Origin of the sequence: Sphingomonas sp. S-NIH.Pt3_0716, from assembly GCF_003950715.1 — a bacterium.
GTDB classification, from domain to species: Bacteria; Pseudomonadota; Alphaproteobacteria; order Sphingomonadales; family Sphingomonadaceae; genus Sphingobium; species Sphingobium yanoikuyae_A.
Map to the genome: position 1 here is coordinate 97,880 of NZ_QLJK01000011.1, position 21,479 is coordinate 119,358.

21 protein-coding genes are annotated in these 21,479 nt (G+C 65.9%); 12 read left to right on the plus strand and 9 right to left on the minus strand.

Annotated features, from left to right (window positions below; all coding sequences use genetic code 11):
• Nucleotides 1-5 precede the first annotated feature (5 nt).
• The 7 genes from pstC (at nt 6) to BRX37_RS11075 (ending at nt 8,493) form a co-directional block, all read left to right on the plus strand.
• Entirely contained in the window at nt 6-1,400 is a 1,395-nt protein-coding gene (gene pstC, locus BRX37_RS11045; protein ID WP_004210867.1) for a phosphate ABC transporter permease subunit PstC, read from the plus strand.
• On the plus strand, nt 1,400-2,644 hold the full coding sequence (gene pstA, locus BRX37_RS11050; protein ID WP_125986962.1) for a phosphate ABC transporter permease PstA: 1,245 nt from the start codon (nt 1,400-1,402) through the stop codon (nt 2,642-2,644). Before pstC ends, pstA begins: the two co-directional genes overlap by 1 nt.
• Nucleotides 2,645-2,652: 8 nt before the next feature.
• Nucleotides 2,653-3,441 (plus strand): phosphate ABC transporter ATP-binding protein PstB, encoded by a 789-nt coding sequence (gene pstB, locus BRX37_RS11055; RefSeq protein WP_004210863.1) that lies wholly within the window; start codon nt 2,653-2,655, stop codon nt 3,439-3,441.
• Nucleotides 3,442-3,464: 23 nt separating this feature from the next.
• Entirely contained in the window at nt 3,465-4,160 is a 696-nt protein-coding gene (phoU, locus tag BRX37_RS11060; RefSeq protein ID WP_004210862.1) for a phosphate signaling complex protein PhoU, read from the plus strand.
• Between the two features lie 3 nt (nt 4,161-4,163).
• The gene (phoB, locus tag BRX37_RS11065; RefSeq protein WP_004210860.1) at nt 4,164-4,862 is read left to right on the plus strand and encodes a phosphate regulon transcriptional regulator PhoB; all 699 of its coding nucleotides are present in this window, start codon (nt 4,164-4,166) and stop codon (nt 4,860-4,862) included.
• 158 nt (nt 4,863-5,020) lie between these two features.
• Nucleotides 5,021-6,727, plus strand: a complete 1,707-nt coding sequence (locus tag BRX37_RS11070) for an Hsp70 family protein (RefSeq protein WP_125986964.1) — start codon at nt 5,021-5,023, stop codon at nt 6,725-6,727.
• Complete coding sequence (locus BRX37_RS11075) at nt 6,724-8,493, plus strand: hypothetical protein (RefSeq protein WP_125986966.1); 1,770 nt, start codon at nt 6,724-6,726, stop codon at nt 8,491-8,493. Before BRX37_RS11070 ends, BRX37_RS11075 begins: the two co-directional genes overlap by 4 nt.
• 81 nt (nt 8,494-8,574) lie before the next feature.
• Here BRX37_RS11075 and def read toward each other — a convergent pair whose 3' ends face one another.
• A complete protein-coding gene (gene def / locus BRX37_RS11080; RefSeq protein ID WP_004210855.1) occupies nt 8,575-9,105 on the minus strand; it encodes a peptide deformylase in 531 nt (176 codons plus the stop codon).
• Between the two features lie 98 nt (nt 9,106-9,203).
• Between def and BRX37_RS11085 the strand changes: the two genes are divergently transcribed.
• From BRX37_RS11085 to BRX37_RS11095, 3 genes are all read left to right on the plus strand, one after another.
• On the plus strand, nt 9,204-9,794 hold the full coding sequence (locus BRX37_RS11085) for a TetR/AcrR family transcriptional regulator (RefSeq protein WP_125986968.1): 591 nt from the start codon (nt 9,204-9,206) through the stop codon (nt 9,792-9,794).
• Nucleotides 9,795-9,902: 108 nt separating this feature from the next.
• The gene (locus BRX37_RS11090; RefSeq protein WP_318276669.1) at nt 9,903-11,096 is read left to right on the plus strand and encodes an aromatic ring-hydroxylating dioxygenase subunit alpha; all 1,194 of its coding nucleotides are present in this window, start codon (nt 9,903-9,905) and stop codon (nt 11,094-11,096) included.
• Nucleotides 11,093-11,431 (plus strand): hypothetical protein, encoded by a 339-nt coding sequence (locus BRX37_RS11095; protein WP_125986969.1) that lies wholly within the window; start codon nt 11,093-11,095, stop codon nt 11,429-11,431. The genes BRX37_RS11090 and BRX37_RS11095 overlap by 4 nt, the downstream gene beginning before the upstream one ends.
• Before the next feature lie 489 nt (nt 11,432-11,920).
• Here BRX37_RS11095 and BRX37_RS11100 read toward each other — a convergent pair whose 3' ends face one another.
• The 5 genes from BRX37_RS11100 to BRX37_RS11120 form a co-directional block, all read right to left on the minus strand.
• Nucleotides 11,921-12,775, minus strand: a complete 855-nt coding sequence (locus BRX37_RS11100) for a hypothetical protein (RefSeq protein WP_125986971.1) — start codon at nt 12,773-12,775, stop codon at nt 11,921-11,923.
• Nucleotides 12,776-12,879: 104 nt separating this feature from the next.
• Nucleotides 12,880-13,473, minus strand: a complete 594-nt coding sequence (locus tag BRX37_RS11105) for a histidine phosphatase family protein (protein ID WP_125986973.1) — start codon at nt 13,471-13,473, stop codon at nt 12,880-12,882.
• Entirely contained in the window at nt 13,470-14,270 is an 801-nt protein-coding gene (kdsB, locus tag BRX37_RS11110) for a 3-deoxy-manno-octulosonate cytidylyltransferase (protein WP_125987026.1), read from the minus strand. Before kdsB ends, BRX37_RS11105 begins: the two co-directional genes overlap by 4 nt.
• 8 nt (nt 14,271-14,278) lie before the next feature.
• Entirely contained in the window at nt 14,279-15,286 is a 1,008-nt protein-coding gene (locus BRX37_RS11115) for a KpsF/GutQ family sugar-phosphate isomerase (protein WP_037507643.1), read from the minus strand.
• Between the two features lie 298 nt (nt 15,287-15,584).
• Complete coding sequence (locus tag BRX37_RS11120) at nt 15,585-16,583, minus strand: NAD-dependent epimerase/dehydratase family protein (protein WP_097385717.1); 999 nt, start codon at nt 16,581-16,583, stop codon at nt 15,585-15,587.
• Between the two features lie 172 nt (nt 16,584-16,755).
• Between BRX37_RS11120 and BRX37_RS11125 the strand changes: the two genes are divergently transcribed.
• Together BRX37_RS11125 and BRX37_RS11130 are read left to right on the plus strand one after the other, a co-directional pair.
• A complete protein-coding gene (locus tag BRX37_RS11125; protein WP_125986975.1) occupies nt 16,756-17,892 on the plus strand; it encodes a GNAT family N-acetyltransferase in 1,137 nt (378 codons plus the stop codon).
• Nucleotides 17,889-18,761 carry a cupin domain-containing protein gene (locus BRX37_RS11130; RefSeq protein WP_097384335.1) on the plus strand — a complete coding sequence of 291 codons (873 nt, stop codon included), beginning with the start codon at nt 17,889-17,891 and terminating at the stop codon, nt 18,759-18,761. Before BRX37_RS11125 ends, BRX37_RS11130 begins: the two co-directional genes overlap by 4 nt.
• Here BRX37_RS11130 and BRX37_RS11135 read toward each other — a convergent pair.
• The 3 genes from BRX37_RS11135 to bla all read right to left on the minus strand — a co-directional run bounded on the left by BRX37_RS11135 (nt 18,739) and on the right by bla (nt 21,422).
• Nucleotides 18,739-19,809, minus strand: a complete 1,071-nt coding sequence (locus BRX37_RS11135) for a GNAT family N-acetyltransferase (RefSeq protein ID WP_097384336.1) — start codon at nt 19,807-19,809, stop codon at nt 18,739-18,741. The two genes, BRX37_RS11130 and BRX37_RS11135, sit on opposite strands and share 23 nt — an antisense overlap.
• 148 nt (nt 19,810-19,957) lie before the next feature.
• Nucleotides 19,958-20,323, minus strand: a complete 366-nt coding sequence (locus BRX37_RS11140) for an Mpo1-like protein (protein ID WP_010338316.1) — start codon at nt 20,321-20,323, stop codon at nt 19,958-19,960.
• Between the two features lie 31 nt (nt 20,324-20,354).
• Nucleotides 20,355-21,422, minus strand: coding sequence for a class A beta-lactamase (gene bla, locus BRX37_RS11145; protein ID WP_235654574.1), 1,068 nt, complete (start codon nt 21,420-21,422; stop codon nt 20,355-20,357).
• Nucleotides 21,423-21,479: the final 57 nt, after the last annotated feature.

A 21,479-nucleotide genomic window follows, 5' to 3' on the forward strand; every position in this document is an offset into this window, starting at 1 on the left:
GCATCATGACCGGTCCTGCAATCCTCCTGCTGCTGGCGGGCCTGGGCGCGATCGCCTGGGTCAGCGCCCGCGCCCGTGCGCTGCGCCTTGCCGGCGTGGCGCGCGCCAGCGGCCGCCGCGACGCGGTACACAGCCTGCCCGGCTATCATGGCTGGTATGTCGCGCTGTGGACGCTGATCCCCGCCGGCATCTTCCTGGCGGTCTGGGCCAATGTCTCGCCCGGCCTCGTCACCCAGTCGGTTCTGGCCGACCCGGCGGCGCAGAGCCTGCCGATGGACGGCTTCTCGCGCTCCGCCATCCTGGGCGAGGCACGGGCGATCGCGACCGGCGCGCAGGCCGGCGCCTTCAATCCGGCCGCCAATGCGCTGGTCGAACCCTATCGCACCGCGCTCAGCCATTATGGCATTGCCGGCGCGGTGCTGGCGCTGGTGCTCGCCTTTGCCGGCGGCGCCTATGCCTTCACCCGCGTCCGTCCGGACTTCCGCGCCCGCACACGGGTCGAGCGACTGGTCATGGCGACGCTGCTGATCGCCTCGCTGATCGCGATCATCACCACGCTCGGCATCGTCGCCTCGCTCTTGTGGGAAAGCTTCCGCTTCTTCTCCATGGTGAACCCGATCGACTTCCTGTTCGGCACCAAATGGAGCCCGCAGTCGGCCGCCATGGGCTATGGCAATGAGGATGCGTTCGGCGCGGTGCCGCTCTTCTGGGGCACGATCTTCATCGGCGCGATCATCGCCATGATCGTCGCCATCCCGCTCGGCCTGATGAGCGCCATCTATCTCACCCAATATGCCAGCCCCACGGTGCGCAAGTGGATGAAGCCGACGCTGGAGATGCTCGCGGGCGTTCCCACCGTCGTCTATGGCTATTTCGCAGCGCTCACCATTGCGCCGGCCCTGCGCGACTTTGCGGTGATGATCGGCATCCATGGCGCTTCTTCGGAAAGCGCGCTGGCCGCCGGCCTCGTCATGGGCGTGATGATCATCCCGTTCGTTTCCTCCATGGCCGATGACAGCATCGCCGCCGTGCCGCAGTCGATGCGCGACGGCAGCCTGGCGATGGGCGCCACCACCAGCGAGACGATCAGCCGCGTGCTGATCCCCGCCGCCCTGCCCGGCGTCGTCGGCGGCGTGCTGCTCGCCGTCAGCCGCGCCATCGGCGAGACGATGATCGTGGTGATGGCCGCCGGTCTGGCTGCCAACCTCACCCTCAACCCCTTTGCCAGCGTGACCACGGTGACGACCCAGATCGTCCAGTTGCTGACCGGTGACCAGGAATTTGACAGCGCCAAGACGCTTGCCGCCTTCGCGCTCGGCCTGGTGCTGTTCATCGTCACCCTGCTGCTCAACATCGTGGCCCTGCGGGTCGTGAAGAAATATCGCGAGGCTTACGAATAATGAGCGCCGAACGCCTCCCCACCGACTGGAAGTCGGACGCCATGCGCAAGCGGATCGCCCGGCGCTATGCCGCCGAGCGCCGCTTCAAGGCCGCCGGCATGGCCGCCGTGCTGCTCAGCGCGGCCTTCCTTGCCTTCCTGCTCTTCACCATGGTCGGCAATGGCATGCGCGGTTTCACCCGCACGGAAATCGCCCTCAAGGTCGATTTCCCGGCCTCGCCGCTGCTGCTCGATCCTGCCAACATCACCGACGAGGCACTGGCCAACGCCAATCTGCCGATGGTGACCAGCACCATCGCGCAGAAGGCATTGGGCAAGGATGCCGACGCGATGATCTCGCCGAGCGCCTGGATTTCGATCCGCGACGCGATCAAGGCCGATCCCAAGATCCTCGCCCGCACGGAGACGATCGACATCCCCGCCGCGACCGCGATCGACCTCGCCGCCAAGAGCAAGGGCTCGCCCGAAGCCGAGGCCCAGGTCGCGCGCCTGCGTCAGGCCGGCCTGCTCGCCACCGGCATCAACTGGGGCTTCCTGACCGCCAGCGACGGCACTGATCCGACCCAGGTCGGCATCTGGGGCGCGTTCAAGGGGTCGCTGCTGACCATGTTAGTGACGCTGGTGCTCAGCTTCCCGATCGGCGTCGCCACGGCGCTCTATCTGGAGGAATATGCCCGCAAGAGCTGGTGGACCGACATCATCGAAGTGTCGATCAACAATCTGGCGGCCGTGCCCTCGATCATCTTCGGCCTGCTCGGCCTGTCGATCTTCCTCAACCTGCTGCACCTGCCCCGCTCGGCCGCGCTGGTCGGCGGCATGACCCTGGCGCTGATGACCATGCCTGTCATCGTCATCGCCGGCCGCAACGCGATCAAGTCGGTGCCGCCCAGCATCCGCGACGCCGCGCTCGGCATCGGCGCCTCGCCGGTCCAGGTCGTGTTCCAGCATGTGCTGCCGCTGGCCCTGCCCGGCATCCTCACCGGCACGATCATCGGCATGGCCCGCGCGCTCGGCGAAACCGCACCGCTGCTGATGATCGGCATGCGTGCCTTCATCGCCACGCCGCCCGGCGGCATCGTCGATCCGGCCACCGTGCTGCCGGTGCAGATCTTCCTCTGGTCCGACGAAGTCTCCAAGGGCTTCGTCGAAAAGACCTCGGCCGCCATCATCGTCCTGCTGGCCTTCCTGCTCGCGATGAACGGCCTCGCCATCTACCTGCGCAACAAGTTTGAAAAACGGTGGTAATCACACCCATGACCGAAGAACAGCAAAGCCTGGCCGTGGCCAATCCGAAGATGACGGCACGTGACGTCAAGGTCTTCTATGGCGAGAAACAGGCGATCAAGGGCGTGTCGATCGATGTCGACATGGACCATGTCACCGCCTTCATCGGCCCGTCGGGCTGCGGCAAGTCGACCTTCCTGCGGACCCTCAACCGCATGAACGACACCGTCGCCTCGGCGCGGGTCGAAGGCACGATCACGCTCGACGGCGAAGATATCTACGCCCCCTCGATGGACGTGGTGCAGCTGCGCGCGCGGGTCGGCATGGTGTTCCAGAAGCCCAATCCCTTCCCCAAGTCGATCTACGAGAATATCGCCTATGGGCCGCGCATCCACGGCCTGGCCGCGGGCAAGGCGGACATGGACGTGATCGTCGAAAAGTCGCTGCGTCGGGCCGGCCTGTGGGACGAGGTCAAGGATCGCCTCAATGACAGCGGCACCGCCCTGTCGGGTGGTCAGCAGCAGCGTCTGTGCATCGGCCGCGCCATCGCGGTCGAACCCGAAGTCATCCTGATGGACGAACCCTGCTCGGCGCTCGACCCGATCGCCACCGCCAAGATCGAGGAACTGATCCACGAACTGCGCGGCCGCTATGGCATCGTCATCGTCACCCACAACATGCAGCAGGCCGCGCGCGTGTCGCAGCGCACCGCCTTCTTCCACCTAGGCGAACTGGTCGAATATGGCGTGACGAGCGACATCTTCACCAACCCGCGCCAGGAGCGGACCAAGGACTATATCACCGGGCGCTACGGCTGATCCCGCGCGGAGAGAGACAAGACATGGCTGAACATACGATCAAGGCATTTGACGAGGAAATCGACCGGCTGCGTGGCCTGATCGCCGAAATGGGCGGTCGCGCCGAAGCGGCGATCGAGAATGCGATGCTGGCGCTCCAGCGCCAGGACCAGCGCCTCGCCGCCGAAGTCGTCGCCGACGACAAGCGCATCGACGCGCTGGAAGCGGAAGTCGAGAAGCTGGTGGTGCAGATCATCGCCCTGCGCGCGCCCATGGCCAACGACCTGCGCGACGTGATCGCCGCCTTGAAGATCGTCAGCGTGGTCGAACGGATCGGCGACTATGCCAAGAATATCGCCAAGCGCGTGCCGCTGATCGCCGCCAACCAGCACAAGCTGGAACCGGTGTCGCTGCTGCCCTCCATGGGCCAGGTCGCGGCCGAGATGGTGCATGACGTGCTCAACGCCTTCGCCGCGCGCGACGCCGAACTGGCGCTGGCGGTGGTGGAGCGCGACCAGGTGGTCGACGATTTCTATGACAGCGTGTTCCGCACGCTGGTGACCTATATGGTCGAAAATCCCAAGACGATCAGCGAGTGCGCGCACCTGCTGTTCATCGCCAAGAATATCGAACGCATCGGCGACCATGCGACCAATGTCGCGGAGATGGTCTATTATGCCGCAACGGGCCAGACCCTGCCCGAACGCGAACGCGGCGGCACCCAGCAGCAGGAGAATTGAGGCATGGCGCGGGCGAAGATGCTGTTGGTGGAGGATGACGCGGCGCTCGCCGAACTGCTCATCTGGCATTTCAAGCGTGAGGATTTCGAAGTCGCCCATACCGTCGATGGCGAGGAAGCGCTGCTGATGGCGCAGGAAAACACGCCCGACATCGTGCTGCTCGACTGGATGGTCGAAAGCCTGTCGGGGATCGAGGTCTGCCGTCGCCTGCGCCGCATGAACGGCACCGCCAATGTGCCGATCATCATGCTGACCGCGCGCGGCGAGGAAGAGGATCGCGTGCGCGGCCTGGAAACCGGAGCCGACGATTATGTGACCAAGCCCTTCTCGCCCCGCGAGCTGGTCGCCCGCGTCGGCGCGGTGCTGCGCCGCGTCCGCCCGGCGCTGGCCGGCGAGACCCTCACCTTCGCCGATGTCGAGATGGACACGGTCGGCCACAAGGTCCGCCGTGGCGGCCAGGTCATCCCGCTCGGCCCCACCGAATTCCGCCTGCTCAAGCATTTCCTGGAGCATCCCGGCTGGGTCTTTTCGCGCGAACGGCTGCTCGACAGCGTCTGGGGCCAGGACAGCGACATCGAACTGCGCACCGTCGACGTCCATATCCGCCGCCTGCGCAAGGCGATCAATGTCGATGGCCGCCACGACATCATCCGCACCGTCCGCTCGGCCGGCTATGCGCTGGACACCGACGGCCTGAACTGATCGTCGCCGCCATCGCGGACCAGAAAGAACCTCTCCGGCACACCGCTTGGGGAGGTTTTTCTTTGGCGCATGCTAGGTGGACGGCATTTTGTCTTCCAGGAACAAAGCCCTGTGGATTTCGCCACCGCCTTGCATAAGGTGCCGGCCGGGGGGAAATCATGATTCTTGGTATCGATCTTGGAACGACCAACAGCGCCGCCGCTATCTGGAAGGATGGCGCAGCACAGCTTGTGCCCAATGCGCTGGGCGACTTGCTGACACCGTCGATCGTCAGCGTGGACAATATGGGCATGATCCATGTCGGCCGCGCCGCACGCGATCGGCTGACCACCGACCCGGACGGGACCGTCGCCAGCTTCAAACGCTATATGGGCACGGAACGCCGCGCCACGATGAGTGGTCACAGCTACTCACCCGAAGAATTGTCCGCCTGCATCCTGCGCTCGCTCAAGGCCGATGCGGAGGCCTTTTGCGGCGAGCCGGTCAGCGAAGCGGTGATCACGGTGCCGGCCTATTTCAACGATCGTCAGCGCAAGGCCACGCGACGCGCGGGCGAACTGGCGGGCCTGACCGTACGGCGCCTGATCAACGAACCGACGGCGGCGGCGCTCGCCTTTGGCGTCCACGATCGCGACGAGCATGAACCCTTTCTGGTCTTCGATCTGGGCGGTGGAACCTTCGACGTGTCGATCGTCGAGATGTTCGACGGCATCATCGAGGTACGCGCTTCATCGGGCGACAATCATCTGGGTGGCGACGATTTCAACAGCGCGATCATCGCACTGGCCCGCGCCGCGCTGGAGGCTGAAACGCCGCTGGACGACAAGGATCCGCAGCGACTGGACGCCCGCCTGCAGGTCGCGGCAGAAGCCACGAAACAGGCCCTGTCCCTCTCCGACGAAGCTGACTTCACGCTGGTCATCGGCGGCGACCAGCGCAGCACCCGCATCACCACCCGCGCGCTGGAGGAACAGGCCCAGGGCCTCCTTACCCGGCTGCGCGATCCGGTGCTCCGCTCCTTGCGGGATTCCAACATCGACGTCCGCGCCCTCAGCGAAGTCGTACTGGTCGGCGGGGCGACGCGCATGCCCATCGTCCGCCGTGCCATCACCCGCATGTTCGGCCGCTTCCCCAACAGCACGGTCCATCCCGATCATGCCGTGGCGCTCGGCGCGGCGGTTCAGGCCGGGTTGCTGGCCAGGGATGCCGCCCTCGACGAGATCCGGCTGACCGACGTCTGCCCCTTCACTCTGGGCGTCAACCATTCGGAGCGCGACGCGCGCGGCCATTTCCATCATGGCCTCTTCTCGCCGATCATCGAACGCAACACCGCCATCCCGGTCAGCCGCGTCGAAACCTATCGCACCGTGTCCGACAATCAGCGCTACATCGAATTCGGCATCTATCAGGGTGAGGCGCGCGAAGTCTCCTCCAACGTGCTGTTGGGGTCGATCAGCATCCCGGTGCCGCCACGCCCGGCCGGCGAGATACTGGTCGATTGCCGCTTCAGCTATGACAGCAGCGGCCTGCTGGAGGTCGACGTCGTGGTGCCGGAAACGGGCCAGAGCCGCAATCTGGTGATCATCGACGAAAGCGAGCAGCGCGCCGAACGCGACCTGGCCGAAAGCCGGGCGCGCCTCGCCGCACTCAAATTCCACCCGCTCGAGGCGATGGAAAATGTCGCGGCGCTCGCCCGCGCGCGCAAAGGATACGAATCCTTCATCGGCGAGCGGCGCGAAGCCATTGGTCGCTGGATCACCCAGTTCCAGTCGGTGCTGGAAACCCAGGACAGCCGGCTGATAACCGAGGAGCGCAGGCTCCTGCTCCAGAATCTGGACCTGGTCGAAAAGGATTATGGGCTGTGAGCCCTTCGACCGCCTGGCAATTGCTGGGGATCGAGGCGACGGCGGACAGCAAGGCGATCCGCCGTGCCTATGCCGCCCGGCTGCGCGCCATCGATCCGGACCAGGATCGGGATGGCTTTGCCGCGCTGCGCGACGCTCGCGACCAGGCCCTGATGCTGGCATCGGGCGAGGTGGCCGATGCGCCGCCCCCCGGCATCATGACCGACGGGATGGAGGTCATCGTCCCGTCGCCGGACATGGCCTTCAGTGGCTCCCTTCCGGCCACCTGCGATATCGCATCCGCCCCCTTGTCGATCGCGCCCGCAACGCCGCCCCCGGATTGGCGCATGCCACCCATCGCGCCGGATTGCCGGATCGCCGCGGATGGGGGCGATGCGATCGCGTTGCCCCTGCCCGACGGGGCCGACGCGCTGATCGTGCCGACGGTGACGCGCGCAGAGGTCCAGGATCTAAGCCGCGCCGACCATGCGCTCCATGCCCTGCTCTATCCCGATCCGGACGCGCCGTCGCAGGATCGGCCGATGCATCCGGCGGACATCGTCAACGGCACCACCCTGATCAGCCGCATCCATGCCGAAGCGCAGCAGGGCGCGATCGACCTGCATGCCCGCGTCGACGACTGGCTTGCCAACATATTGGCCGGCTCCTGGCCCCGCGCCCAGCCGCTGCTCGCCCCGGCCGCCCGCCTGTTCGGCTGGGACGCGCTGGACGGCCAGATCGACGCGCCACCGGCAGTCGACTTCATCAACCGGCGCCTCGCCTCCGACCGCTTCGCCCAGCAGGTGCAGCAGAAAGGCCACCCGCTCCATCGCGCCTGGCAGCAATTGGCCAAGCCGACCCGGCCGGGGCAAGGCCGCGCCTTATGGTGGCAGGGCGCGAAGATAGACGAGTTGCTCGGCACCATTCGTCGGGATCATCCGGAAATTGAATCGCGCCTTAACTGGCATCGGATCGCGCTGTGGGAAGATCACAGCGCCCGGCCGATCCGTTGGTGGACCGTCGCCTTCGGCATCTTTTTCGCCCTCCAGTTGATCGCGCGGATCGCCACGAGCATCTATAATCCCGCCGAGAACAGTTCGCGCATCTCGCTGGAACAGCCCGTGCCTGCAATGCCCGTCGCCACCGCCCCGCGCGTGCCCGGCGGCCTGGGCGATGTGGCGGCCGACATGCAGGCGGCGGTACGCGCCGCCTTCGGCAAGGATATTCCGCTCGACCTGCTCAATGCCCAGGCGCCGCTCGTCCATGCGCTCTTCGCCAGCAACTGGCGCGCCGGCATGGGCATGGGGTGGACCCGCGCCCGCTATGTCGAGGCGATGACCGGCATCATCCGCAATCGCTATGCCCTGCTCGCGCGGCAGAAGGGCGGCGACAGCCTGATCGCGATGCAGCGCCAGCGGCTGAAGGAAGAACGCGCGCTCAAGGGCGATCATTGGCACGCCTGCGCCGAGGCCGCCAAGCATGGCGCCTTTGCCGATCCCGAGCTGATCCCCGCCGATCTGCGGGATCCCGCGCGGGCGCTGGTCGCCGACCTGGTCATCGCCATGCCCGACAATCCGGTGCTTCCGCCGCCAGGCGGCAGCTTCTCCATCCCCGGCCAGATCGTGCAGCGCGTGATCGACCAGTCTGGCCTGTCGCTCGATCAGGTCAGCGCCGCCTTCCAGAACAAGGGGAAGGATCGGGAACAATGCCTGACTCATATAGCCCTGCTGGATGCCGCGCTGGATGCAAACAAGGCCACCCGCGCCGCCCTGTTGCAGCACATCTGAACCGGCGATCGCGCATAGGAAAGAAGCGCCCTACCTTGCGGCAGGACGCTTCTTGTCCATCAGCCAGCGGTCAAGCCGGGATCAGGCCGCGCGGCGCGCCTTGTTCAGCTTCTTGAGCAGCATGTCGCGCTTCAGGCGCGACAGATGGTCGATGAACAGCACGCCTTCGAGATGGTCCATCTCATGCTGCAGACAGGTGGCGAGCAGCCCTTCCAGTTGTTCCTCGTGGATGCGGCCGTCGCGGTCCATCCAGCTGGCGCGGATCACCGCCGGGCGCTCCACCTCGGCAAACTGGTCGGGCACCGACAGGCAGCCTTCATTATAAACCGACTGCTCATCCGATTCCTTCAGGATTTCCGGATTGATGAACACCATCGGCTTCTTGACCGGCGGCGCGCCTTCCTCATCCGATTCCGGTTCCTGCAGATCCATCACCAGGATGCGCTTGGGCACGCCCACCTGGATCGCGGCCAGGCCGATGCCCGGCGCGTCATACATGGTTTCGAACATGTCGTCGATCAGACGCTGCAGATCGTCGTCGATCGCCTCTACGGGGGTCGAGATGGTACGCAGGCGCGGATCGGGCGCCTCAAGGATCGGAAGAATGGCCATGGCGAAAACATAGGCGGAACGGGGGAAAATTTCAAGCGACACGGGCGCTGGTCCACGCACCGCTTGCCGCCCCGCCCGGCGCGGTCTAGGCGAAGGGCGTGACCGACGAAACCGCACAGCAGCGCCGCTACAAATCCTTCGAGGATACCCACCAGATGCTGATCGAGCTGGCGGTCGGGCTGATCGCCGATCGCGGCATCGATGCGCTGTCCCTGTCCGCCCTCGCCCGCGCCGCCGGGGTCAACCGCACCACCATCTATTATCATTTCACCGATCGTGACGCCCTGGTCGCGGCGGTGAAGCTCTGGTCCTCGCAGCAGATCGTCGCCGCCTTCCGCCCGGAACTGCCGCGTCAGGCGCGGATCGACTATGTCACCCGCTTCGTGCTCGACAATCCCGCCATCATGTCGCTGTGGATCGAGGATTTCATCGCGCCGGGCGACATCCGCGCCAGCTATCCGCATTGGGACGCCCTGGTATCGGGCATTGGCACCAGCCTTGCCGCCGCCTTCCCCGACGAGCCGATCGACGCCGAAGTCTATTGCGTGATGCTGCTCACCGGCGCGCTGATCGGCCCGCGCGTCTTTCGCCATCGGGTCGCCCCCGATCTCGACACAGAAGCCACCATCGCCCGCTTCCGCCAGGAACAGCAGCGGGTGCTGCGCCGGGATGGCATCGCCGACGACTGACAAAATTTACAACAATAGTGTTGCAAATTAAGATTGCCCCGCTCATGCTGTCGAAAAGACAGACAGCGGAGAGCGATGATGCACGGCGAACGGCCCGGCTTTCAGGGCATGAGCGACGACAGTCTGGCCTGGCTCGGCACCGCGCCGATCCCCGCCGCCCCCTATCATGATCCGGCCTGGTTCGAGCTGGAACGGGAAGCGGTGTTCCGCCGCTCCTGGTTGCAGCTCGGCCATATCTGCGAACTGCCCGACAGCGGCAGCTTCATCCGCCGCGAGATCGAAGCACTCAATGTGTCGCTGCTGATCGTGCGCGGCCGCGATGGCGAGATTCGTGCCTTCCACAATGTCTGCACCCATCGCGGCACCCAGCTGGTCGAGGAGGAAAGCGGCAGGCGCGGCACCTTCTCCTGCCCCTATCATCGCTGGTCGTTCGGCACCGATGGCGCATTGCTCGCCGCCCCCGATTTCGATCGTTTCTTCGTCGACAAGGCCGACTGCGCCCTGCCCCGCGTCGCGCTCGACATCTGCGGCGGGCTGATCTTCGTCCATCTCGGCACGCCGGACAAAGGCCTGCGCGACGATCTTGGCCCCTATGCGACCATGCTCGACGGCTTCCCGGCGGCGCAGGCCGCCACCTTTTCCGAATATGTCTATGAGATCGACGCCAACTGGAAGCTGACCTACGACAATTTCCAGGAAAATTACCATCTCCGCTTCATCCATCCCCGCTCCGGCGCACCGGCGGTGGGCGAGGACAACCCCTTCGGCTATCCGGTGAAGATGGGCTTTCACGGCCCCCATCGCACCCAGACGATCTGGACCAATCCCGATCCCGCGCCCAAGCCGGTGCAGGCGCAATCCTTCGGCCGCGCCGCCCGCTTCGCCATGGCCGACGGCACCGCCGGCCCGCACAGCCGCGACTATCTCGCGCTCTTTCCCAATTTCTTCATCCTCGGATCGCCGGCCCAGCCCTTCTCCCACACCGTCTGGCCGATCGACGCCCGCCGCTCGCGCGGCGTGATCCGCCTCTACTGGAAGGGCGAGGATGACTGCGCCAGCCGCCGCTATGCCCGCGAATATGCGATGGCCAGCGCGCGCGACATCCATGCCGAGGATCGCGACGTGATCGAGGCGGGGCAGCGCGGCCTCAACAGCGGCGCGCTCAAACATATCCATTTCCAGGCGCAGGAGGCGCTGTGCCGCCACCTCTTCAACGCCGTCGACGAAAGGGTGCAGGCTTATCGTGCCGACCTGGCCAGCACTGCGCCCCGGCCCGTCTCGCAGGCGGAGGCAATGGCATGACCACGCTCCTTCCCACTGGTTTCGAGGCGCTCGCCCCCTTTGCCGATCGCTGGGCGATCGACGGCTCGATCACCCGTGCCGCCCGACGCGGTGCCGCCGATCCGGCCGACCGCGCCGCCTTCTTCGCGACGGCCGCGCCCCTGCTCGACGCCGCCCTCGCTCATCTCGACCGCTACCCGATCGACGCCCTGCCGCTGGCCGAGCAGCGGCTGATGGACATGATGCTGACCCTCGCCCATGTCTCGCTGACCGAAGAGATATTGGGCGACCAGGAACCCGCCCACGCCCGTCAGCGTCAGCATATGCGCATTACCCGGACCCCGGCAGGCGCCTGAGAGACGCAGGCCCGCCCCGTCATTCCGAGTGCAGCCAAGCAATGACGAGGATCGGGTTTTGACCGCTGACGACCAAATGCGGAAGTTGACTGAATATGGTCTGTCACCCACAAGCGGTCGCCATGGGGATCAAAGCACTCGCGATGTGGTTCACTGTTTCAGCTACGACGTTTGCCGCCTGCTGTTTTGCGATGCTTCAATTCGGTCATTCCATGCACGCGCCCATATTGGTGTATCCATTCATGACCGTCTGGGGCGTGAGTGCGCTCACTTGGCCCATATTTCTTATGCGCTTGATACGTAGATCAATGCGGACAGCTTTTCACAAGTCGCGTCCATAAGCGGACTTTCCGCCAACCACCCATCCTGACCATTTAGCCGGCATCGTGCCGATGCCCTCCCATATCCGGGGCAGTCGCCCCATGGCCCCGGATGTTGCTTGCTCCGCTCCAGGGACACTGGCCTTTGGCTGCGCGGCTGCGTAATCCGCTATTTCTTCGGGAACAGCAGGGTGAAGATCATGCGGATGCCCCATTCGGGGCCGCCGTCGGGCGAGACGGCATAATATTTGCCGCCAAGGCCCACCTGCACCGCCTGATCGCCGACCTTGGTCAGTTGCGTGACGGTGAGATTGACCGGGATCAGCCAGTCCTTGCCCTTCCAGTCATAGGCCGCTTCGGCATTGATGCCATAGGTGGTGGCGTGGGACGTGGTGTGGCTGAAGAAGGGCTGCATGAAGCTGGCGCTGACGTCGGAACGGTCATCCTTGCCGGCGATCGACCAGATATGATTGCCGAGGAAACCGACCGTGTTCTGGCCCATCTGCTTGAGCAGCACGACGGTCGGGCCGGCGCCCCACTTGTCCCCGCCCAGATAGCGATCGGTTGCCGAGGGATAGAGGATGGCGGGGCCCACGCCCCAGATGATGCCCTTATTCTCCTTGGGCGAGAAGAAGAAGCTCTGGGTGATATCGCCAAGGCCGAAGGCATCCGTGCCCGGTCCCTGATAGCTATTCTGCGCGACGACCGGCACGATGGTGCGCACGATCATGTTCCAGTCCTTGCCGACGCTGATCGGCACCACCGGCTGGATATTCAGCGTCGACTTGATGCCGTCATCCCCGGCGCCGAAGTCGAGATTTTCCTGGAACGGCACGCTGATCAGCGAGGCGACCGGGTTGGACAATTGCAGCGCCAGATCCTGGTCGCTGCCGCCGGCAGGCGGCGGACCGTTGGTGATGGCAGGCGCTGCCGACGATCCCGCATCCTGCGCGATCGCCGGCAGCGGCGCCATGGCGGCCAGGCCTGCGAGCCAGGCGATCTTGCGATGATATCCGGTCTGCATGGCCAAGCGCCTTCCCCTTTCGAACATTCTGCGCGGGGACAGAATGACCCGATCAAGAGCGGGGGCCAATCGCGGGCTTTGCGGAGATCGGCCGGGAATAATCCCTAGGGGCGCTCGTCCCAGCGCAGCAGCCGCACCTGGCCCGGCGCATCGACGACCAGTTCGCCAAAGGCCCCGGTACGCAGCTTGAGCTGGCCATGGGCGAGGCCCAGCGCCAGCAGGGCGAAGCGGGCGGCGCCGTTGCTGGTGACCAGCAATTCCGTCCCCTCCCCTTCAGCGGCGAACCAGGTGCGCCAGGCAGCGATGCGCGCAGGGGCGTCGACGGTCCAGCCATCGGGCACGATCCCGTCCCGGTCCCAGGCGGCGATCGCCGCTTCGCCAAGACGCGCCAAAACGGTCGCCTCCGGCTGCCCCTCGTCCGGGCCATGGTCGATCTCGTCGAGCCAGGGCAGGATGGCGTCAACCGGATGGTCGAGCGCGGCCGCGATCGGCGCCGCGGTCTGGCGCGCGCGCTGCAACGGGCCGCTGTAGAGGCGCACGGGCCCCAGCGACCGGGCCGCGAAATAGCTGGCGAGACGCTGCGCCTGGGCCATGCCGCTGTCGACCAGCGGAATGTCGGTGCCGGCCCCGACCCGACGCGCATCGGCGCTGGAAGCGAAGGTGTTGCCGTGGCGGATGACGAAGATGTGCCGGCTCATGACAGGGCCGGCGTCGGGTCTCCATGGGCGGCGATCAGCGCCTCGACCCGCTGGATGTCGGCCTCGGTATCGATGCCGCTGCTGTCGAAAACGGGCGGATCGACCGGGACGGTCATGATATCGATGCCCAGTTCCAGCAGCCGCAACTGCTCCAGCCCTTCCAGATTTTCGAGCGCCGTGGGCGGCGATGCCTCGAAACGGGCGAGCGCATCATAGGCATAGCCATAAAGGCCGACATGGCGCCAGACGGGCGATATGGGACCGGCGGCACGGAGCTGGTCCTCATCGCGGATGGCGGGAATGATCGTCTTGGAGAACCAGAGCGCCCGGCCATCCGCGCCGCGCGCGCAGGTCGTGCCGCTGAAGGGCGAGCGTTGCTTATGCTCGCGCAGCGCATCGAGCGCGGCCCAGTCGAGCCCGATCACCGGGGTCGCGACCTGCGCGCCGGCATCCAGCGCCTCGATCACCGCGCCCAGCGCTCCCTTGGGCTGGAAGGGCGAATCCCCCTGGAGATTGACGACGAAGTCGGGCTGGGTGGCCTGCGCGCGGGCAGCGGCGAGCGCGCGGCCGGAGCCGGTGGCGATCGCGCTGTCGGTCATCACCGCGTCGCAGCCGGCGGCCTGCGCATGGGCCGCAATCTCGTCATCATCGGTGGCGACGACCAGAGCGACGCCGGCGCGCGCGCCGATCGCCGCGCGCGCCATGGCGATCGTGCGATGCAGCAGGCTGCGCCCCGCAATGAGGCGCAGCGGCTTGCGCGGCAGGCGGGACGACCCCGCCCGCGCCGGAATGACCACCAATATGGTCAGGCGACCCCGGCGTGCAGCAGATCATGCATGTGAAGCGCGCCGACCAGATCGCCATCCTCGCACACGAACAGCAGGGTGATGTTGCGATCGTGCATGATGCGCAGCGCTTCCGACGCCAGTTCGTCGGGACCGATCGACTGCGGCGTCACGGTCATGAAACGGCCGACCGCATCGGTCAGATTCTGCTTGCCGGTCACGGCCCGGCGCAGATCGCCATCGGTGAAGGCGCCGATCAGCTGGCCACGCTGGTCGACGATGGCCGTGCCGCCAAGGCGCGCACGGGTCATCTCGATCGTGGCGTCGAGCAGCGAGGAATCCTCGCACACCCGCGGCACGTCGCTGCCCGCCGACATCAGTTCGCGCACCTTGACGAGCTGCGCCCCAAGACGGCCATTGGGGTGGAATTTGTAGAAATCGTCGGCCGAAAAGCCGCGCATTTCCATCAGCGACATCGCCAGTGCGTCACCAAAGGCCATCTGCAAGGTGGTCGATGTGGTGGGCGCCAGCATATTGGGGCAGGCTTCGCGCACCGCCGGCATCAGCATGCAGACATCGGCAGCCTCGGCCACGGTGCTCTGCGCCTGCGCCGTCATCGCCAGCAGCGGGACGCCGAAGCGCTTGCAATAATGGATGATCGGCCCGAGTTCGGTGGATTCACCCGAATGGGACAGCATCAGCACGACATCGTCCGGCGTCACCATGCCCAGATCGCCATGGCCGGCATCGGCCGGATGCAGGAACAGCGCCGGCGTACCGGTGGAGGTGAGCGTGGCCGTCATCTTGCGCGCGACGATGCCGCTCTTGCCGATACCGGTGACGATCACCCGTCCCCGGACATTGATGATGATACCGACGAGCCGCAGGAAGGCGGCGGAAAATTCCCGGTCGGAAAATTTGGCTTCGAGTGTATTGAGCCCCCTGGCTGCCAGGGCGAGACTGCTGCACGCCGTCTCCACAATATGCGCACCCGAGCCGAAAGGAACGATCTTCGAAACTGTCGACACGCTTCTTGCCCTTTTTTCCGCGTATCGCCGCCGACATGCTCCGGCTGACGCCCGCGGTGTCGATGCGCCTTGCCAGCGCAGCGTCCATCCCTTGTTCCGCGACCCCAGGCCGATTTCGCAATCAGCACCCTGCAACTGTCTACGCCGTTTCAGGCACTTATGGCAATCCATTTCGCAAGTGCGGCAAGGGGCACTGAAGTCGGAAGGCAGGGGGAATGGGGCAGAAATACAAGATGAAATGAGCTAAATCATCGACAAGCCGAGGAACTTTTCGACAACTCGACATATGTCGCAACACTCACAGTCGATGATAGTCGCGATACCAGTTGACGAATCGGGGCACGCCCGACTCGATCCCGGTGGTGGGCGCAAAGCCGATATCCTGGGCAATCGCACTGATGTCGGCGAAGGTCGCCGGCACGTCGCCCGGCTGCATCGGCTGGAAGTCCAGCTGCGCCTTGCGCCCCACAGCCTCCTCCAGCACGGCGATCAGGTGCATCAGTTCCTCGGGCCGATTATTGCCGATATTGTAGAGCCGATGCGGCGCCCGGCTGCCGCCCGCCTTGAGCGCGCCGTCATCGCCCGGCGGGGAATCAAGGCAGCCGATCACCCCGGCGACGATATCGTCGATATAGGTGAAGTCGCGCTGCATCCGGCCATGGTTGAAGACCGGGATCGGTTCTCCGGCAAGGATCTTCTGGGTGAAGATCCACATCGCCATGTCGGGCCGGCCCCAGGGACCATAGACGGTGAAGAAGCGCAGCCCCGTCATCGGCACGCGGAACAGATGGGCATAGGTCTCGCTCATCAGCTCGTCGGCCCGCTTGGTCGCGGCATAGAGGGAGACCGGATGATCGGTGCGATCCTCCACCCGGAAGGGCAAGCTCTCGTTGCCGCCATAGACGGACGAGGAGGAGGCGTAGACCAGATGACGCACCCGCCGTTCCCGCGCCAGTTCGAGCATGTTCACATGGCCGGCAAGGTTGGAGCGGACATAGGCATGGGGGTTGATCAACGAATAGCGCACGCCGGCCTGGGCGCCGAGATGGACGATCGCCTCGATCGGATGATCGGCGAGCAGCGCCTGAAGTGCCGGCATGTCGGCAAAGTCCAGTTCGGCGAAGGTGAACAGCTTGCCATGGCGCTGTTCGAGCGCCGCGATCCGATCGCGCTTGAGCGAGACCTGATAATAGTCGTTGAGATTGTCGATGCCGATCACGGCGCGCCCGTCGGCCAGCAGCCGGTCGGCCACCGCCATGCCGATGAAGCCGGCCGCGCCGGTTACCAGGATCGTCAAAGCGTCATCCTCCTTGATCGGGCCGACAGGCGCGTCGCCGCCAGAGCCATGGCGGTTCACAGACAATCCGACGCGCGATGTAAAGCCCTTTCCCTCATAAGCCGTTCGATACAGGCTTCCATGCGGCGGAATACTTAGGCATTCCCTAATCTTTCCCGGCTAAGGCGAGGCGATGGACATGGCAGCGCACCCATCTCCCCCCTTTGCATCCGACAGCCTGCCGCTGACGGACGCGCGCGCGCGCTGGGCAGCGCTGGCGGCGGATGCGGCCGAACCCAATGCCTTCTACGCGCCCGACCTGCTGGCAGCGGCGATCGACCATCTGGCCGGCAGTGGTGACGTGCGTTTGATCGAGGCGCAGGCGGATGGCGAACTGATCGGCCTGTTGCCGGTGACGGTGCAGGCGCGCCATGGCCGCTTGCCGATCGGCTGCGTCGCCAACTGGATGCACGACCATTGTTTCTTCGGCGCGCCGCTGATCCGGCGCGGCCAGGAGATGGCGGCGTGGCGCAGCCTGCTGGCGCAGTTGGACGCGGCCGAATGGGCGCCGCATTTCCTGCACCTGCGCGGGCTGGACGCGGCCGGCGCCAATGCCGCCGCGCTGGAAGCGCTGTGCGTCGAACAAGGGCGCGGCCGGCGCGAGGTGCATCGCCATGACCGGGCGATGCTGCGATCCGACCTGTCGGCCGACGCCTATTGGGAAACCCATGTCCGCGCCAAGAAGCGCAAGGAAATCCGCCGCCTGCAGAAGCGACTGGCGGAACTGGGGACGGTCGAGCAGCGATTGCTGGACGATGGCGCCGACCTGCCGCGCTGGTGTGGCGACTTTCTGGCGCTGGAGGCGTCCGGGTGGAAGGGCCGCGAGGGCAGCGCACTGGCGAGCAGGCCGGATGACATCGCCTTCTTCCGTGCAGCCTGCGCCGCGGCCTTTGCTGCGGGTCGGCTGCATTTCCTGCGCATCGACCTGGATGGCCGGGCGATCGCGATGCTGGTCAATTTCCGCCATGGCGACGGCGCCTTTTCCTTCAAGATCGCCTTTGACGAGGAGATGGGGCGCTTTTCGCCCGGCGTACTGATCGAGATCGCCAATCTGCACGCGGTGCAGGATGATCCGGCGATCGGCTGGATGGACAGTTGCGCCGCCGCCGATCATCCGATGATCGACAGCCTGTGGGCCGAGCGCCGCAGCATCGTCCAATATCGTATCGCCCTGCAGGGCAAGGGCGCGGCGCGCCTGCGCCGGGCAGCGGCCTTTGCATTGGCCGGCGGGGTCGAACGGATCGCCAGCCGCATGAAAGGACAGGAATGACCGTGCATAGCCCGTTGGCGCCCGCCACCGACGCGCCGCATTTTTCGGACAGCGCCCGCGCCGCCTTCGCCGCCGCCTATCCCGACCAGCCGACCAAGCTGACGCATCAACTGGTCGGGCATGAATTGCTGACGCTGGATGCGCTGGCGACGCTGGCCGAGCGGATGCCGGCAAGCGCGGTCGAATATAATCTCGGCAAGCTGCCGCTGGGCGTGCGGCCGGAGGATACGCCATCCAATGGGCTGAGCCTGGGCGAGACGATCCGCACGATCGAGAGCAATGGCAGCTGGGCGGTGCTGAAGAATGTCGAGCGCGACCCGGCCTATGGCGCGTTGCTGGACGCGGCGCTGGCGGAGCTGGAGCCGATCGTCGCGCGCAGCACCGGACCGATGCTGCACCGCGAGGCCTTCATCTTCCTGACCTCCCCCGGCAGCGTCACCCCGTTCCACATGGACCCGGAGCATAATATCCTGCTGCAGATCATGGGGACCAAGGTGATGACCGTGTTCCCGGCGCGCGACGAGGAACTGGTGCCGGCGCGCAAGAGCGAGGAATTCCACAATGGCGGCCATCGCAACCTGATCTGGCAGGACGGGTTCAAGGCGCGTGGCACCCCCTTCCCGCTCAGCCCCGGCGAGGCCGTGCATGTGCCGGTCAAGGCGCCGCATTTCGTGGAAAATGGCCCGGCCGTGTCGATCAGCCTGTCGATCACCTGGCGGTCCGAACGCAGCGTGGCGGAAGGCGAACTGCACAGTTTCAACGCATTGCTGCGCAAGCGCGGCTTGCCGACCGGCGCGGTGAGCGAACGCCCCGAGCAACAGGGCATTCGCCGCTTCGTCTATCGGGTCATGCGGAAGCTGGGCGTTTAAGGATCCTGCGCGCCAGCGCCTCTGCCTCCAGCCGGGGACTGAAACGCTCGACATGCCACCATTCCAGCGCTTCCTCGCGCGTGGAGAGGCTCTGCTTGTAGCGATCCTTGCCGGCGAGCAGCGAATAGAGCCGGAAATCCTGCGTGGCATAATGGCCGACGGCGGCGGCGTGACAGAGCAGGCCCGGCTTGTCCTTGGCCGTGCGCGGCTGGGCAAAGGCGGACTGATAGTTCATCGCCTGCCCGTCCTGCACGAAATTGACCAGCAGGCCGACCACGCCGCCGGCATCGGTGAAGCGCAGCAGTTCGACCGCGCCCGACGGCAGGCCACGCGCCGCGATGGTGGCGACGAACTGGCGAAACCCCTGATCGTCCCAGGCATTGTCGGCGTGGCGCCCCATGTTGAGCGCGGCCATCTCGTCCAGCCAGGGGCCTATGTCATCCAGCGTGCCGACCGTGACGTCGGGCAGCGGCCCGCCATGATCCTTCATCGCGCGGCGGATCTGGCTGCGCGTATTGCTGCTGAGCAGCGAGAGATAGTCGCCGTCGGCGGCGCGCACGGCGTCGAGATCGACCTGATAGACGGGCGCGGCATCGACCCGCAATTTTCGCCGGGACGGCAGGCCAAGCAGCGGCGAATCCGGGGTGATGCCGCTCAGCCGCAACACACGCCAGTCACGACGCCGGTCGATGGCGTCGATCGCGGCAGCGACGGCCGCCGCCTCCTGCCCATGCGCGGCGAGCAGGCCATTATATTCGACATAGGGCCGGTCGATCGCCGGATCGCCCGACTGGTTGAGGCTGAGCGTCGCCACCAGCCCCAGCAGGCGCGGGCGCATCGCATGGCCGACGAGCGCCAGCGCGACATCCTGTCCGCGTTCATCGATGACGGCGAGCAGTTCGGGACGCACGCCATAGCTGTCGAGCCAGGCGCCCACCCAGGTCCAGCGCAGGAAGAAGGACGCATCGCTGCGCGCCTCCAGCGCCTGCCAGCGGGCGGCCAGCGCCGACCGGTCGGTCGGCAGGGAGAATGTCGCGGTGAGCCCCATCGCGCCCCTCTTGTGACAGAGCGGCGGCGGGAATCAAGCGCTTGCGATGACTAGAGCCTGTTCCCCCGCCCAACCACCCGATCCAGTATCATCCTGTCGGGTGGCTGGGCGGGGGAGCGGGCTGGGACCGGCCTTCTCAAACGGACTCTCAGCCGCGAATGCGGCGCTGCGGATCGACCGTGCCGTCGGCGCGGATGCCGGCACGGACCAGATCGCGGCGCATATGGCCGGTCAGGAAGCGCTGAAGCATCACGAAATCGGCGCGCAGCGACCAGAGTGGATAGCGGAAGGTGGCCGGGCGATTGCGCTCGATCAGCATATGGCTGACCCAGGCGAAGCCATAGCCGGCGACCGGCAGGGCTGCGGCCAGCCACCATCGCCCCGTAATGGCCGCCGTGGCCGCGATGCCAACCACCAGGCTGGTCCCGGCATAATGCATGGCGCGCGTCGCGGGCCGGGCATGTTCCTGCAGATAATAGGGCCAGAAGTCCCGGAACCGGGTGATCTGGGTCATAAGGGGCATCCTCTCTGTTATGCCCCATCTTTTATACGTGGACGTTCAACTTGTTAAGCGCCACGCGCCGCTTGGGCGCAAAGAGGAAATAATCATAGGCCGCACGGGCCGCCTGGGCCATGATCTGGTCGCGCGAGACATGGCCCCGGCTGTCCTTCATCACGAAGACGGTGATGGCGAAGCGGCGGCCATCAGGCAGGCCGATGATGCCGACATCATTGCCGACGCCGTTGAGCGACCCGGTCTTGTGCGCGACCGGGGTGCCGGGCGGCAACATGCCCGACAGGCGCAGCTTGCCGGTCTGGCAATGGCCCATGATGGTGAAGAGCAGTTGCGTGCTTTCCGGCTTCAATGCCTTGCCCGATTCATAGGCGACCAGCAGCTGGTTCATCGCCAGCGGCGTCGCCGTGTCGCGCGGATCGAGCATGAAGTCCATGTTCGGCAGGTCGCGCACGTCGCGCCGCTGGATCATCGGATCGGCGCGGCGGGCGGCGCCGGCATTCTGCTGGAAGGTGCCGGACTGGGGATTGATGCCCATGGCGCGGTAGAGAAGATGCGCGGTATCGCTGTCGACGCGCAGGCCATGGATGCCAAGGCCGGCGACGAAATCGCTGACCGCCTTCGGCCCGCCGGCACGGGCGACCAGCACGTCGGTCGCATTATTGTCGCTGCGCGTCAGCATCAGGTCGAGCAACTGGCTGACCGGCAGGGTCGCGCCGGGACGCGAGAACATCCAGGCGATGCCGCCTTCGCTCGCCAGCGCAGGATCGAGCGCGAGCCGGTCGTCGAGCCTCAGGCTGCCGGCATCGACCAGCGAGAGGATACGGCCCGCGACCGCGACCTTGTAGGCGCTGGCCATAGGGAAGAGCGTGTCGCCATTGCGCGACTGGACCTCACCGGTCTGCAGATCCTGCACCGCGACGCCGACCGTGCCGTCCGACAAAGCGGCGAAGCGGTCAAATTCGGCCAGAAGATGCGCCTCCGCCGTCAGCAGCACCTGTGGCCGGGGCGGCGGACCGAAAGCATCGGCGCTCGGCAAGGGCGCAAAGAACAGGCCAAGGGCGGCGCAGCTGGCGCCAATTTGACGGAGAGACGGCATGGCCCGTCTGTCGCCCATCATGGGTCGGGTGGCAAGATATTTGATCGGCTTTTCCCG

What these genes read in the sequence shown, in the direction of transcription:
- BRX37_RS11095 (WP_125986969.1), top strand. Translation starts at nt 11,093, where the DNA reads ATGACCACGCTCCTTCCCACTGGTTTCGAGGCGCTCGCCCCCTTTGCC.
- pstC (WP_004210867.1), top strand. Translation starts at nt 6, where the DNA reads ATGACCGGTCCTGCAATCCTCCTGCTGCTGGCGGGCCTGGGCGCGATC.
- BRX37_RS11090 (WP_318276669.1), top strand. Translation starts at nt 9,903, where the DNA reads ATGAGCGACGACAGTCTGGCCTGGCTCGGCACCGCGCCGATCCCCGCC.
- BRX37_RS11130 (WP_097384335.1), top strand. Translation starts at nt 17,889, where the DNA reads ATGACCGTGCATAGCCCGTTGGCGCCCGCCACCGACGCGCCGCATTTT.
- pstB (WP_004210863.1), top strand. Translation starts at nt 2,653, where the DNA reads ATGACCGAAGAACAGCAAAGCCTGGCCGTGGCCAATCCGAAGATGACG.
- phoB (WP_004210860.1), top strand. Translation starts at nt 4,164, where the DNA reads ATGGCGCGGGCGAAGATGCTGTTGGTGGAGGATGACGCGGCGCTCGCC.
- phoU (WP_004210862.1), top strand. Translation starts at nt 3,465, where the DNA reads ATGGCTGAACATACGATCAAGGCATTTGACGAGGAAATCGACCGGCTG.
- BRX37_RS11135 (WP_097384336.1), bottom strand. Translation starts at nt 19,809, where the DNA reads ATGGGGCTCACCGCGACATTCTCCCTGCCGACCGACCGGTCGGCGCTG.
- BRX37_RS11105 (WP_125986973.1), bottom strand. Translation starts at nt 13,473, where the DNA reads ATGAGCCGGCACATCTTCGTCATCCGCCACGGCAACACCTTCGCTTCC.
- BRX37_RS11070 (WP_125986964.1), top strand. Translation starts at nt 5,021, where the DNA reads ATGATTCTTGGTATCGATCTTGGAACGACCAACAGCGCCGCCGCTATC.
- def (WP_004210855.1), bottom strand. Translation starts at nt 9,105, where the DNA reads ATGGCCATTCTTCCGATCCTTGAGGCGCCCGATCCGCGCCTGCGTACC.
- pstA (WP_125986962.1), top strand. Translation starts at nt 1,400, where the DNA reads ATGAGCGCCGAACGCCTCCCCACCGACTGGAAGTCGGACGCCATGCGC.
- BRX37_RS11100 (WP_125986971.1), bottom strand. Translation starts at nt 12,775, where the DNA reads ATGCAGACCGGATATCATCGCAAGATCGCCTGGCTCGCAGGCCTGGCC.
- bla (WP_235654574.1), bottom strand. Translation starts at nt 21,422, where the DNA reads ATGCCGTCTCTCCGTCAAATTGGCGCCAGCTGCGCCGCCCTTGGCCTG.
- BRX37_RS11125 (WP_125986975.1), top strand. Translation starts at nt 16,756, where the DNA reads ATGGACATGGCAGCGCACCCATCTCCCCCCTTTGCATCCGACAGCCTG.
- BRX37_RS11140 (WP_010338316.1), bottom strand. Translation starts at nt 20,323, where the DNA reads ATGACCCAGATCACCCGGTTCCGGGACTTCTGGCCCTATTATCTGCAG.